We start from the raw sequence: 13,437 nt of genomic DNA on the forward strand, positions 1-13,437 counted from the left end.
TCCTTTTTTGTCACTCAAGTCACTCTCAGAACAACACGCGGCAACGAATGGTGCCGTTGATGTGCTGCAGCTTCTCTTGGGCCATTTCCGAGTACTCGGCGTCGACGTCGATCACCACGTAGCCGACTTTCTCGTTGGTCTGCAGGAACTGACCGGAGATGTTGATGCCGTTCTCGGCGAAGACCTTGTTGATCTCGCTCATCACGCCCGGAATGTTCTCGTGGATGTGCAGCAGGCGGTGCTTGCCAGGGTGAGCCGGCAGGGCCACTTCCGGGAAGTTTACGGACGATACCGAGGTACCGTTGTCGCTGTACTTGACCAGTTTCTCTGCCACTTCCAGACCGATGTTGGCTTGCGCTTCAGCGGTGGAACCGCCGATGTGCGGGGTCAGGATCACGTTGTCCAGGCCACGCAGCGGGCTTTCGAACTCTTCGTCGTTGGAACGTGGCTCCACCGGGAATACGTCGATGGCCGCGCCGATCAGGTGCTTGTCCTTGATCGCGTCCGCCAGGGCGTCCAGTTCGACCACGGTGCCGCGAGCGGCGTTGATCAGGATGCCGCCCTTCTTGATGGCGCGGATTTCCTTCTCGCCGATCATCCACTGGGTGGCTGCGGTTTCCGGCACGTGCAGGGTGACGATGTCGGACATGCCCAGCAGCTCGGTCAGGTTACCGACCTGAGTCGCGTTGCCCAATGGCAGCTTGGTCACGGTGTCGTAGAAGTACACCTGCATGCCCAGGCCTTCAGCCAGGACCGACAATTGAGTACCGATCGAGCCGTAACCGACGATGCCCAGCTTCTTGCCGCGGATCTCGAAGGAGTTGGCCGCGCTCTTGATCCAGCCGCCACGGTGGCAGGAAGCGTTTTTCTCAGGAATGCCGCGCAGCAACAGGATCGCTTCGGCCAGCACCAGCTCGGCAACGGAGCGAGTGTTGGAGTACGGGGCGTTGAACACCGCGATGCCGCGTTCGCGCGCCGCGTTCAGGTCGACCTGGTTGGTGCCGATGCAGAAACACCCTACAGCCACGAGCTTCTTCGCGTGATCGAAGATCTCTTCGGTCAGTTGAGTGCGGGAGCGAATGCCGATGAAGTGCGCATCAGCGATCTTTTCCTTCAGCTGGGCTTCCGGCAGAGAACCGGTGAGGTACTCGATGCTGGTGTAGCCCGCCGACTTGAGAACGTCGACAGCCGATTGGTGGACGCCTTCGAGAAGAAGGAACTTGATCTTGCTCTTATCGAGAGAAGTCTTGCTCATCTGCGTAAACCTGTATCCCGGAGAAAAATGGCAGGAAATAGCCAGCAGACGCTGACCCGGACGGCAAGAATGCCGTCACCGCAGAATAGCCGTTGGGCACTACCCTGCGGGGTCGGTATGCTAGCATACGCACCCCGCTAAACACTCATTCCTGCGACGTGAAGCGTTCTCAGGATGACCATGAATTGTTCGAGAGTTCTGTCGATGACCAATCCTGCCCTGATTGATGAGCTGAAGACCCTGGTTGAGCCTGGCAAGGTGCTGACCGACGCCGACTCCCTGAATGCTTACGGCAAGGATTGGACCAAGCATTTCGCCCCGGCCCCCACGGCCATCGTGTTCCCCAAGACCACCGAGCAGGTCCAGGCCATTGTCCGTTGGGCCAATGAGCACAAGGTGGCGTTGGTGCCATCCGGCGGTCGCACCGGTCTTTCCGCCGCTGCTGTGGCCGCCAATGGCGAAGTGGTTGTGTCGTTCGACTACATGAACCAGATTCTCGACGTGAACCTCACCGACCGCACAGCCGTGTGCCAGCCAGGCGTGGTCACCGAGCATTTGCAGAACGTTGCCGAAGAAAAAGGCCTGTATTACCCGGTCGACTTCGCCTCTGCAGGTTCGAGCCAGATTGGCGGCAACATCGGCACCAATGCCGGCGGGATCAAGGTGATTCGCTACGGCATGACCCGCAACTGGGTGGCCGGCATGAAAGTCGTCACCGGCAAGGGCGATCTGCTGGAGCTGAACCGCGACCTGATCAAGAACGCCACCGGCTACGACCTGCGTCAGCTGTTCATCGGCGCCGAAGGCACCCTCGGTTTTGTCGTCGAAGCGACCATGCGTCTGGATCGGGCGCCGAAAAACCTCACCGCGATGGTCCTCGGTACCGCCGATTTCGACTCGATCATGCCGGTGCTGCACGCGTTCCAGAGCAAACTCGACCTGACCGCTTTCGAATTCTTCTCCGACAAAGCTCTGGCCAAGGTCATGGCCCGCGGCGACGTGCCGGCGGCGTTTGAAACCGACTGCCCGTTCTACGCGCTGCTGGAATTCGAAGCGACCACCGAAGAAGTGGCCAACCACGCCCTGGAAACTTTCGAGCACTGCGTCGAGCAGGGCTGGGTGCTGGACGGCGTGATGAGCCAGAGCGAAACCCAGCTGCAGAACCTGTGGAAGCTGCGCGAATACATCTCCGAAACCATTTCCCACTGGACACCATACAAGAACGACATTTCGGTCACCGTATCGAAAGTCCCGGCCTTCCTGAAGGAAATCGACGCGATCGTCGGCGAACACTACCCGGATTTCGAAATCGTCTGGTTCGGTCACATCGGCGACGGCAACCTGCACTTGAACATCCTCAAGCCGGAAAACCTGAGCAAGGACGAGTTCTTCGCCAAGTGCGCGACCGTCAACAAGTGGGTGTTCGAAACCGTCGAGAAGTACAACGGCTCGATTTCCGCCGAACACGGCGTGGGCATGACCAAGCGTGATTACTTGACCTACAGCCGTTCCCCGGTTGAGATCGAGTACATGAAAGCGGTTAAAGCGGTGTTCGACCCGAACGGCATCATGAACCCGGGCAAAATTTTCGCTGTTTGACTTTTGAATTTAAGCGCTACGAAACAGGAGTCGGTAATGAGCTATCAGCACCAGTATGTCGACGGTACGCGTATTCACTTCCCGCTCGGGAAGGTGGTGTGCATCGGCCGCAACTATGCCGAACACGCCAAGGAACTGGACAACCCGGTGCCTACAGAACCGCTGTTGTTTATCAAACCGGGCAGTTGCGTGGTGCCGCTGGAAGGCAGTTTCAGCATTCCGACCGAGCGCGGTTCGGTGCACTACGAAGCAGAAATCGCCGTGTTGATCGGCAAACCGCTGTCGACCAAGCCGAGCCGTGAAGAAGTGCTGGATGCGATCTCCGGCTTCGCTCCGGCCCTGGACCTGACCCTGCGCGACAAGCAGGCCGAGCTGAAATCGAAGGGCTTGCCGTGGGAAATCGCCAAGTCCTTCGACGGTGCGGCAGTGATTGCTCCGTTCGTAGCCGGCAGCACGTTTGAAGACCTGACCGACATCGGCATCCGCCTGACCATCAATGGCGAAGTGCGCCAGGATGGCAACAGCAGCGCCATGCTCAACCCGATCGTGCCGATGATCCAGCACATAGCCGGCTGCTTCTCGCTGCAGGCCGGTGACGTGATCCTGACCGGCACGCCAGTGGGCGTTGGCCCGCTGAATGTCGGTGATGAACTGGTGATCGAACTGCCAGGCGCGAGCAGCTTCACCAGCAGCGTCCGCTAACACAACGCCAACCTTTGTAGGAGCCGGCTTGCTGGCGATGGCGGTGCAGCATTCAATACAGATGTTGAATGTGACACCGCAATCGCCAGCAAGCCGGCTCCTACAGGGAATTGTGTTTCTGCCTCATGCAAGGCTGCACTCACGCAGGGCAATCCCGCCATTTCCCGTTTTTTTCACATCCATTCTGGATAATTCCGCGGATTCCGGCGTCTGAGCCGGTCCCAACTGTGCTATTACCCGTAGCCTGAATTTCTGGAACGCATCCTGAATGGCCACCCGACCGCTGCCCACTGTCAAAACTGCCCGCCGCTCGCGCTTTGTCATGCGTTGGTATTCCTGGCTTTTGCTGGTGGCCGTCGTCGCTTATGGCCTCGCCTTTGCGATGCATTGGGACGATCGCGGTGTGCTCTGGCTGCATGAGCGTTTTGAAAGCCCGGCCGAGCGTCAGGAAAGTATCTGGCTGCCGGATTACCGCGCGGTGATCGACGCCAAGCTGCTGCCAGGCATGGAGAAGGACGAAGCGTCGGACCTGGCCTACGACCCACAGACCAAAACCCTGTTTTCGGTCATGGGCAAAAACCCGTTTCTCGTTGAGCTGACCTTGCAGGGCGACGTCTTGCGCAAGATGCCGCTGGTGGGCTGGAGCAACCCTGAAGGCGTGACCGTGCTGGGCAACGGGCTGCTGGCCATCGTCGATGAGCGTGAGCACATGCTTTCCATCGTCAAAGTCGATGCCGACACTCGCGAACTGAACATCGCCAACTTCCCGAAATACGACCTCGGCCCTTCGAAAGACCAGAACAAGGCCTTCGAAGCCATCGTCTATGACCCGCGCAATCAGCAAATCCTGCTGGGTGAGGAACGCCCACCGGCGCTGTTCAGCTGGAAAAGCGACGGCAGCCAGACCCTCAAGGGCGACAAGCAAAAGCTTGCCAATGACGAACTGGACGTCCGCAACCTGTCGGCGCTGGCCATCGATCCGCGCACGGGCCACACACTGGCGCTGTCCGCCGACTCCCACTTGTTGCTGGAGCTGGACGAGAAGGGCGAGCAGGTCAGCTTCATGACCTTGCTGGGCGGCTTCAACGGCTTGAAGAAGACCATTCCCCGTGCCGAAGGCGTAACCATGGACGATGCGGGCAACCTGTACATGGTGAGTGAGCCGAACCTGTTCTACCGTTTCGAAAAGCAGAAGTAGGCGCTCCGAATCCAGCAGTTGTGGTCAAAGGCAACTGGCCATTAAGCTTGAATTCATACAGGCGTGATATTTCATCCGCCTGTTTCTGTTTCCGAGCTCGCCTGAATGCGCCGACTTGCCCGTCCCAAACCCCTTATTTTGATCCTGACAGTGATTGCCCTGGTCGTGCTGGTTGCGATCGGTCAATACATGCGTCTGTTCGAGCGCGCCTGGTTCAACCTGCACACCCTCTGGCAACCGCTCAGCAGCGAATCCATCGGCCTGGATCAATACCGGGTGGAGATCGAAGCCCGGGTCATTGACGGGCTGGACGACGACGTGTCGGCGCTGACCTTCGATCCGGTGCGCAAAAGCCTGTTTACCGTCACCAACAAAAACGCCGAGTTGATCGAGCTGTCGCTGGACGGGCGGATCATTCGACGCATTTCGCTGGTCGGCTTCGGTGACCCGGAGGCGGTGGAGTTCATCAGCACCGACACTTACGTGATCACCGACGAACACCAGCAACGGTTGATCAAGATTCATCTGGAGAAGGACACGACGTTCCTCGACGCGGCGGATGCCGAGCAGATGACCCTCGGCGTGCACATGAGCGGCAACAAGGGTTTCGAAGGCCTGGCTTACGATTCGGTGGGCAAGCGCCTGTTTGTCGCCAAGGAGCGTGACCCGATGCTGATCTACGAAGTGCAGGGCTTCCCGCATTACAACCCGGAGAAATCCTACGCAGTGCACGTGGTCAACAACCCCAAGCGCGATGCCGGGATGTTCGTGCGAGACCTGTCGAGCCTGCAATATGACGAGCGCAGCGGCCATTTGCTGGCGCTGTCCGACGAGTCGCGGCTGATTCTGGAGCTGGATGTGGACGGGCGACCGCTGAGCACCATGTCGCTGAGCAAGGGGCGACAGGGGTTGCAGAAGACCGTGCCGCAGGCGGAAGGAATCGCCATGGATGACGACGGCACGATGTACCTCGTCAGCGAACCTAATCTGTTCTACGTCTTCAAAAAACCAGCGCAACCCTAAGCAACAGCCCAGCCTCCTGTAGGAGCCGGCATGCTGGCGATAGCGGTTTAACAGCCAACGTGGATGTTGAATGTTATGTCCTCATCGCCAGCAAGCCGGCTCCTACAAGGGGTGGCGTATTTCTTACTGGGCGCGCAGGGTTTTCACGCCTTCGCTGGTGCCCAGCAGCAGCAAGTCCGCCGGACGCGCCGCGAACAAGCCATTGGTGACCACGCCCACAATCGCGTTGATCTGCGTTTCCAGCTCCACCGGGTTGGTGATCTGCATGTTGAACACGTCGAGGATGATGTTGCCGTTGTCGGTCAACACGCCTTCACGGTAGACCGGGTCGCCGCCGAGCTTCACCAGCTCGCGGGCCACGTGGCTGCGAGCCATCGGGATCACTTCGACTGGCAGCGGGAACGCGCCGAGCACCGGCACCAGTTTGCTGGCGTCGGCGATGCAGATGAAGGTCTTGGCCACGGCCGCGACAATTTTCTCGCGGGTCAGGGCCGCGCCGCCGCCCTTGATCAGGTTCAGGTGCTCGTCGCTTTCATCGGCGCCGTCGACATAGAACTCCAGGTCGCTGACGGTGTTCAGCTCATACACCGGAATGCCGTGACCCTTGAGGCGGGCGGCGGTGGCTTCGGAGCTGGCGACCGCACCATCGAACGCGCCTTTGTGCTTGGCCAGTGCGTCGATGAAGCAGTTGGCGGTGGAGCCGGTGCCGACCCCGACGATGCTCTTGTCGTCGAGTTTCGGGAGGATGAAGTCGACGGCGGCCTGAGCCACTGCCTGTTTGAGTTGATCCTGGGTCATGCGGGCTCCGAGGTGCCGAAGGAGGGAACGAAAGGCCGGCATTATAGGCTTCGGGGCAGGGAAGGTCATTGCCCGATTGGCGGCCACGACCGTTACCTGTAGGAGCGAGGCTTGCCCGCGAAAGCGATCTTACCGCCAACATTTATGTTGGATGTGACGGCCTCTTCGCGGGCAAGCCTCGCTCCTACAGGTTCATGATCCCTTCCGGGGACGGTAAAACCACCTGTTTAGTGTGGTCGTCCGGCCGATAGCCGGGTTAGACTCCTTGGCCCTGCCCAACCCGCTCAGTGATGCTTTCCGATGCTCGAACAGTACGTCAAGAAGATCCTCACCTCGCGCGTTTATGACGTTGCCGTAGAAACCCCATTGCAGACGGCCCGCCAGCTCTCAGAGCGGCTGGGCAACTCCATTTGGCTCAAGCGCGAAGACTTGCAGCCGGTGTTCTCGTTCAAGATTCGCGGCGCCTACAACAAGTTGACCCAGCTCAGCGACGAGGAGCGCGCTCGCGGCGTGGTCACCGCCTCGGCGGGCAACCACGCGCAGGGCCTGGCCCTGGCGGCGAAAGTGCTGGGCGTGAAGGCGACCATCGTCATGCCCAAGACCACCCCGGAAATCAAGGTCGAAGGCGTGCGTTCGCGCGGCGGCAAAGTGGTGCTGCACGGTGATTCGTTCCCGGAAGCCCTGGCCTACTCGCTCAAACTGGTCGACGAAAAAGGCTACGTCTACATTCACCCCTACGACGATCCCCACACCATCGCCGGGCAGGGCACCGTGGCGATGGAGATTCTGCGCCAGCACCCCGGGCGTCTGGATGCGATCTTCGTTCCGGTGGGCGGCGGCGGGTTGATCGCCGGGATCGCGGCGTATGTGAAATACCTGCGCCCTGAAATCAAAATCATCGGCGTCGAGCCTGACGATTCCAACTGCCTGCAAGCGGCCATGGCGGCCGGCGAACGCGTGGTACTGCCGACGGTGGGCCTGTTCGCCGATGGCGTCGCGGTGGCGCAGATCGGTCAGCACACCTTCGACATCTGCAAAGACTACGTCGATGAAGTCATCACCGTCAGCACTGACGAAATCTGTGCGGCGATCAAGGATATCTACGACGATACCCGCTCGATCACCGAACCTGCCGGCGCCCTGGGCGTGGCCGGGATCAAGAAGTACGTCGAGCAGCGCGGTGTCACCGGGCACACCTTTGTCGCCATCGATTCCGGTGCCAACGTCAACTTCGACCGCCTGCGCCACGTTGCCGAGCGCGCCGAGCTGGGCGAAGGTCGTGAAGCCATCATCGCTGTGACCATCCCCGAGAAACCGGGCAGCTTCAAGGCGTTCTGCGAGGCCATCGGCAAACGCCAGATCACTGAATTCAACTACCGCTACAACACCGGCAGCGAAGCGCACATCTTCGTGGGCGTGCAAACGCACCCGGAAACCGACCCGCGCAGTGCGCTGATCGCCAGCCTCGGCGAGCAGGGTTTTCCGGTGCTGGACCTGACTGATAACGAACTGGCCAAGCTGCACATTCGCCACATGGTGGGTGGTCGCGCGGCCCACGTGGTCGATGAAGTGATTCTGCGCTTCGAATTCCCGGAGCGTCCGGGCGCGCTCTTCAACTTCCTCAACAAGCTGGGCGGGCGCTGGAATATCTCGATGTTCCACTACCGCAACCACGGCGCGGCGGATGGCCGCGTGGTCGCGGGACTGCAAGTGCCGCACGACGAACGTCATCTGGTGCCGGCGGCACTGGAAGAAATCGGTTACCCATACTGGGACGAAAGCGACAACCCGGCCTATAAGCTGTTTCTTGGCTGAGTGGCTACGCTGATGGGCAGGTCATAAGGAAATCGAACAATGGAAACGTTAACCGCCCTGAAAATGGCGCACACCGCGGCGACGGCAATATTATTGGGCTGTGCGCTGGGCTTGGGGATATGGGTTTGGCAAACGCGGCGTAGTGGCGATGCGACTGCTGCGGCACGCACGTTGCAACGGCCTCGGGTGTTCGTTTGGCTGCTGATGGGCCTGGCGTTGCTGAGCATGCCATTCACCGGCTGGTGGATGGTGCATCTGGTGGGCTGGCCGTTGGGGCAGACGTGGTTGCTGGCGTCGAGTGTGCTTTACACCCTGGCGGCGTTGGGGTGGTTCTGGTTGTTGGTGCGGCTGAACAAGCAGCGTACTGCGCCGGGCGGCAGCGGCAAGTTCACCTTTGCTCTCGCGCTGTTCAGCTTTGTCTGCTTTATCGCTATTGCCGGGTTGATGGGCGCCAAGCCTGTTTAAGGCTTGAAACCGAGGCGATCCCAATCGCGGGCAAGCCTGCTCCCACAAGGTTTTGCTGAGTGGCATAGATATCAGTCACACCAGAGATCCCTGTGGGAGCGGGCTTGCCCGAGATGGCGTCGTCAGTCGCGCAACGACATCACCGGCCAGCCACGCTTCTTGGCCTCGGCGCGTAAATTCGGATCAGGATCGACCGCTACCGGATTCGCCACTTGCTCCAGCAACGGCAAATCATTCATCGAATCGCTGTAGAAATAGCTGTCTTCCAGCGAATGCCCGGTCTCTTCCAGCCAGCGATTCAAGCGCGTGACCTTGCCTTCCCGAAAGCAAGGCACATCGGTGCTGCGCCCGGTATAACGGCCATCAACCATCTCGCATTCCGTGGCGATCAGGGTTTCAACCCCCAGGCGCTGGGCAATCGGCCCGGTGACGAAGCGGTTGGTGGCGGTGATGATTACTAGTTTGTCGCCAGCCTCGCGGTGCTTGGCCAGCAGTTCGAGACCCTTGGGCAGCACGATCGGCTCAATGCAATCGCGCATGTAATCCAGGTGCCATTGATCCAGCGTGGCCATCTCGGTGCGGCCGAGGACTTCCAGGCAGAAGTTCAGATAGGCATCGTTATCCAGCTTGCCGGCCAGGTAGTCCTGATAGAACTCGTCGTTGCGTGCCTTGTACGCGACGGCGTCGAGGAACCCGCGTTCGCACAGGTAATCGCCCCAGGCGTGGTCACTGTCGCCGCCCAAAAGCGTGTTGTCCAAGTCGAATAAAGCCAGCCGCATTGCAGTTACTCGCTGAAAAGTCTGTAGAAAGGCGTCCAGAATACGGACTTTTCACAAGAGTGCACATAAGGTAGGTCGGCTCGTTGCTGCCTTCACAACCTTTGTGGAACAATGCGGCGACATGCGTTTGCGAGGTTGTTGCCGTGATCGACCCCGATGGTTTCCGCCCCAATGTCGGGATCATTCTCACGAATGATGCCGGACAGGTGCTATGGGCTCGCCGTATCAATCAAGATGCCTGGCAGTTTCCACAGGGCGGGATCAACCCCCAGGAGACGCCGGAAGACGCCTTGTATCGCGAGTTGAACGAAGAAGTGGGGCTTGAGCGCGAAGATGTTGAAATTCTCGCCTGCACCCGGGGCTGGTTGCGCTATCGTTTGCCGCAACGTCTGGTCAGGACGCACAGCCAGCCGCTGTGCATCGGCCAGAAACAGAAATGGTTTCTCCTGCGCCTGATCTCCAACGAGCAGCGGGTGCGGATGGATTTGACCGGTAAACCGGAGTTCGATGGCTGGCGCTGGGTCAGTTATTGGTATCCGTTGGGCCAGGTGGTGACATTCAAGCGCGAGGTGTATCGACGCGCTCTCAAAGAGCTTGCCCCGCGCCTTTTAACGCGCGACTGACGACGGAGTTCGACCCCGAGCCATGCTCAATACGCTGCGCAAGATCGTCCAGGAAGTTAACTCCGCCAAGGATCTCAAGGCGGCGTTGGGGATTATTGTGTTGCGCGTCAAAGAGGCCATGGGCAGCCAGGTCTGCTCGGTCTACCTGCTTGACCCTGAGACCAACCGCTTCGTGCTGATGGCCACCGAGGGCTTGAACAAGCGCTCGATCGGCAAAGTCAGCATGGCACCCAACGAAGGTCTGGTCGGCCTGGTCGGCACGCGTGAAGAACCCCTGAACCTCGAAAACGCCGCGGATCACCCGCGCTACCGCTACTTCGCCGAGACGGGCGAGGAACGCTACGCCTCCTTCCTCGGGGCGCCGATCATTCACCACCGCCGCGTCGTCGGCGTGTTGGTCATTCAGCAAAAAGAACGCCGCCAGTTCGATGAAGGTGAAGAAGCCTTCCTCGTGACCATGAGCGCGCAACTCGCCGGCGTTATCGCCCACGCCGAGGCCACCGGTTCGATCCGTGGCCTGGGCCGTCAGGGCAAAGGCATCCAGGAAGCCAAGTTCGTCGGTGTACCGGGTTCGCCGGGTGCGGCGGTCGGGACCGCGGTGGTCATGCTGCCGCCGGCCGATCTCGACGTGGTGCCCGACAAGACCATCACCGACATCGAAGCCGAACTCGGCCTGTTCAAGACCGCCATCGAGGGCGTGCGCGCCGACATGCGTGCCTTGTCCGCCAAATTGGCCTCGCAGCTGCGTCCCGAAGAGCGGGCCTTGTTCGACGTCTACCTGATGATGCTCGCCGACGAGGCGCTGGGCAACGAAGTGACCACGGTGATCAAGACCGGTCAGTGGGCCCAGGGCGCGTTGCGCCAGGTGGTCACTGAACACGTCAACCGTTTCGAATTGATGGACGACGCTTATCTGCGAGAGCGCGCCTCGGACGTCAAGGACCTTGGCCGCCGTTTGCTCGCCTATTTGCAGGAAGAGCGTCAGCAGAATCTGATCTACCCGGAAAAAACCATTCTGGTCAGCGAAGAGCTGACGCCGGCAATGCTCGGCGAGGTGCCGGAAGGCACGCTGGTCGGCCTGGTCTCGGTCCTCGGTTCAGGCAACTCCCACGTCGCGATCCTCGCCCGGGCGATGGGCATCCCGACGGTGATGGGCCTGGTCGACCTGCCCTATGCCAAGGTCGACGGCATCGAATTGATCGTCGATGGTAATCGCGGCGAGGTCTACACCAACCCCAGCGACGTGCTGCGCAAGCAGTTCGCCGAAGTGGTGGAAGAAGAGAAACAACTGGCGCTCGGTCTCGACTCCCTGCGCGATTTGCCGTGCGTGACCCTCGATGGCCACCGCATGCCGCTGTGGGTCAACACCGGCCTGCTGGCGGATGTGGCGCGAGCGCAGAAGCGTGGTGCCGAAGGGGTCGGTCTGTACCGCACCGAAGTGCCGTTCATGATCAACCAGAGGTTCCCGAGCGAAAAGGAGCAGCTGGCGATTTATCGCGAGCAACTCGCCGCGTTTCACCCGCAACCGGTGACCATGCGCAGCCTGGACATCGGCGGTGACAAGTCGCTGTCGTACTTCCCGATCAAGGAAGACAACCCGTTCCTCGGCTGGCGCGGCATTCGCGTCACCCTCGACCACCCGGAAATCTTCCTGGTGCAGACCCGCGCGATGCTCAAGGCCAGTGAAGGCTTGAACAACCTGCGGATTCTGTTGCCGATGATCTCCGGCACCCACGAACTCGAAGAAGCCCTGCACCTGATTCACCGGGCCTGGGGCGAAGTCCGCGACGAAGGCACCGACGTGCCAATGCCGCCGATTGGTGTGATGATCGAGATTCCGGCAGCGGTGTATCAGACCAAGGAACTGGCGCGCCAGGTGGACTTCCTGTCGGTCGGTTCCAACGACCTGACTCAATACCTGCTGGCGGTGGACCGCAACAACCCGCGTGTAGCCGACCTTTACGACTATCTGCATCCGGCGGTGCTGCAAGCGTTGCAGAACGTGGTGCGTGATGCCCACGCCGAAGGCAAGCCGGTGAGCATCTGCGGCGAGATGGCCGGTGACCCGGCGGCGGCGGTGCTGTTGATGGCGATGGGCTTCGACAGCCTGTCGATGAACGCCACCAACCTGCCGAAAGTGAAGTGGATGCTGCGTCAGATCAACCTGAGCAAGGCCAAGGAATTGCTGGCTGAACTGATGACCATCGACAACCCGCAGGTGATCCACAGCTCGCTGCAATTGGCGCTGAAGAACCTTGGGTTGGCGAAGATGGTCAATCCGGCTGTGGTCAAGGCTCTCTAAAAGGCTGATGGCCTCATCGCGAGCAAGCTCGCTCCCATAGGGTTCTGTGTCGATCACAAATCCAATATGGGAGCGAGCTTGCTCGCGATGGGGCCAGTCCAGACAACAACGATCTAAACCCTGATCTCCACTTCCCCAAGATGCCCGCCATACGGCCCGAAACTCCTTTCGACCATATGCCGCGTCCCGTCCGCCTGAACAATCAACGCCGTACTCGCCCGCGTCCCATAAGTCGGACTGGCAATAAACACGCTCGACAGCAACGTCTCGGTCGCCAGCCCCACGCCGGTATCCGGCAGCTCGGCAAATGGTGCGGTCTGCGGATCATTCAGCAACGCCAGTAACGCCTCTGGCTGCGGATCCTCCAACACTTCCTCCAGCGCCGCCCGTGCCTTGAGCAGTTTCGGCCACGGCGTATCCAGCCCTGCATTCGACAGCCCATACACCCCAGGCGCCAGCATCACCGCCTCAGACTCCCGCGCATTGAAGTGCCACAGCTCGTTGGCATTGCCGATCAGCAGATTAAATCCGGCATATTCCAGCGAACGTCCGACAACGTCGCTTAAGTAATCATCAATTGGCATGTTGCCCAAGAGAAAACCCGCCACCAGCTCACCTCGGGATTTTCGCGAGGGCGGCTGCTGCGGATCACGAATATTGGTCAGCGCAGCAAAGCGCCCATTGGCACCGATACCAAGCCAGGTGCCGCCGGCTTCGAGGTCGCGACCGGCGTAGACGTGCGGTGCGTGCGGCCATTGCGCCAAGGGCTGGCTGGGCCGGGCATAGAACTCGTCGCGGTTGGCCGCCACGATCAGCGGCTGGGCGTGACCCGGTCGCCAGGCAAAAACAATCAGGCACATAAGGTGGTCCTTGTGTGT

The 13,437-nt window shown here is 60.2% G+C and carries 13 protein-coding genes; 8 read left to right on the forward strand and 5 right to left on the reverse strand.

Annotation, left to right across the window (positions count from 1 at the left end; translation table 11 throughout):
- Nucleotides 1–25: 25 nt before the first annotated feature.
- On the reverse strand, nucleotides 26–1,255 hold the full coding sequence (gene serA, locus K0F88_RS10475) for a phosphoglycerate dehydrogenase (RefSeq protein ID WP_219095020.1): 1,230 nt from the start codon (nucleotides 1,253–1,255) through the stop codon (nucleotides 26–28).
- Between the two features lie 204 nt (nucleotides 1,256–1,459).
- Between serA and K0F88_RS10480 the strand changes: the two genes are divergently transcribed.
- Nucleotides 1,460–2,854, forward strand: a complete 1,395-nt coding sequence (locus K0F88_RS10480; protein ID WP_219095021.1) for an FAD-binding oxidoreductase — start codon at nucleotides 1,460–1,462, stop codon at nucleotides 2,852–2,854.
- A gap of 36 nt (nucleotides 2,855–2,890) precedes the next feature.
- Nucleotides 2,891–3,556 (forward strand): fumarylacetoacetate hydrolase family protein, encoded by a 666-nt coding sequence (locus K0F88_RS10485; RefSeq protein ID WP_219095022.1) that lies wholly within the window; start codon nucleotides 2,891–2,893, stop codon nucleotides 3,554–3,556.
- Nucleotides 3,557–3,679: 123 nt separating this feature from the next.
- On the opposite strand, the gene K0F88_RS10490 is transcribed toward K0F88_RS10485, so the two are convergent.
- A complete protein-coding gene (locus K0F88_RS10490) occupies nucleotides 3,680–3,880 on the reverse strand; it encodes a hypothetical protein (protein ID WP_176457731.1) in 201 nt (66 codons plus the stop codon).
- On the opposite strand from K0F88_RS10490, the gene K0F88_RS10495 reads away from it, so the two are divergent.
- On the forward strand, nucleotides 3,825–4,754 hold the full coding sequence (locus tag K0F88_RS10495) for an SdiA-regulated domain-containing protein (protein WP_219095023.1): 930 nt from the start codon (nucleotides 3,825–3,827) through the stop codon (nucleotides 4,752–4,754). The genes K0F88_RS10490 and K0F88_RS10495 overlap by 56 nt on opposite strands.
- 105 nt (nucleotides 4,755–4,859) lie before the next feature.
- On the forward strand, nucleotides 4,860–5,777 hold the full coding sequence (locus K0F88_RS10500) for an SdiA-regulated domain-containing protein (protein WP_219095024.1): 918 nt from the start codon (nucleotides 4,860–4,862) through the stop codon (nucleotides 5,775–5,777).
- A gap of 123 nt (nucleotides 5,778–5,900) precedes the next feature.
- On the opposite strand, the gene rpiA is transcribed toward K0F88_RS10500, so the two are convergent.
- Nucleotides 5,901–6,575, reverse strand: a complete 675-nt coding sequence (rpiA, locus tag K0F88_RS10505; protein ID WP_111448403.1) for a ribose-5-phosphate isomerase RpiA — start codon at nucleotides 6,573–6,575, stop codon at nucleotides 5,901–5,903.
- 300 nt (nucleotides 6,576–6,875) lie between these two features.
- On the opposite strand from rpiA, the gene ilvA reads away from it, so the two are divergent.
- Nucleotides 6,876–8,390, forward strand: a complete 1,515-nt coding sequence (gene ilvA, locus K0F88_RS10510; protein ID WP_219095025.1) for a threonine ammonia-lyase, biosynthetic — start codon at nucleotides 6,876–6,878, stop codon at nucleotides 8,388–8,390.
- A gap of 39 nt (nucleotides 8,391–8,429) precedes the next feature.
- Nucleotides 8,430–8,855, forward strand: a complete 426-nt coding sequence (locus K0F88_RS10515) for a DUF2269 domain-containing protein (protein ID WP_094470130.1) — start codon at nucleotides 8,430–8,432, stop codon at nucleotides 8,853–8,855.
- Between the two features lie 122 nt (nucleotides 8,856–8,977).
- On the opposite strand, the gene K0F88_RS10520 is transcribed toward K0F88_RS10515, so the two are convergent.
- A complete protein-coding gene (locus K0F88_RS10520) occupies nucleotides 8,978–9,634 on the reverse strand; it encodes an HAD family phosphatase (protein ID WP_219095026.1) in 657 nt (218 codons plus the stop codon).
- Between the two features lie 143 nt (nucleotides 9,635–9,777).
- Between K0F88_RS10520 and K0F88_RS10525 the strand changes: the two genes are divergently transcribed.
- Entirely contained in the window at nucleotides 9,778–10,257 is a 480-nt protein-coding gene (locus tag K0F88_RS10525) for an RNA pyrophosphohydrolase (protein WP_007945562.1), read from the forward strand.
- 22 nt (nucleotides 10,258–10,279) lie between these two features.
- The gene (ptsP, locus tag K0F88_RS10530; protein ID WP_219095027.1) at nucleotides 10,280–12,559 is read left to right on the forward strand and encodes a phosphoenolpyruvate--protein phosphotransferase; all 2,280 of its coding nucleotides are present in this window, start codon (nucleotides 10,280–10,282) and stop codon (nucleotides 12,557–12,559) included.
- Nucleotides 12,560–12,672: 113 nt separating this feature from the next.
- On the opposite strand, the gene K0F88_RS10535 is transcribed toward ptsP, so the two are convergent.
- Entirely contained in the window at nucleotides 12,673–13,419 is a 747-nt protein-coding gene (locus K0F88_RS10535) for an NRDE family protein (protein WP_094470133.1), read from the reverse strand.
- Between the last annotated feature and the right edge of the window lie 18 nt (nucleotides 13,420–13,437).

It is taken from the genome of Pseudomonas sp. UMAB-40 (assembly GCF_900095275.1).
Taxonomy (GTDB): Bacteria; Pseudomonadota; Gammaproteobacteria; order Pseudomonadales; family Pseudomonadaceae; genus Aquipseudomonas; species Aquipseudomonas mandelii_B.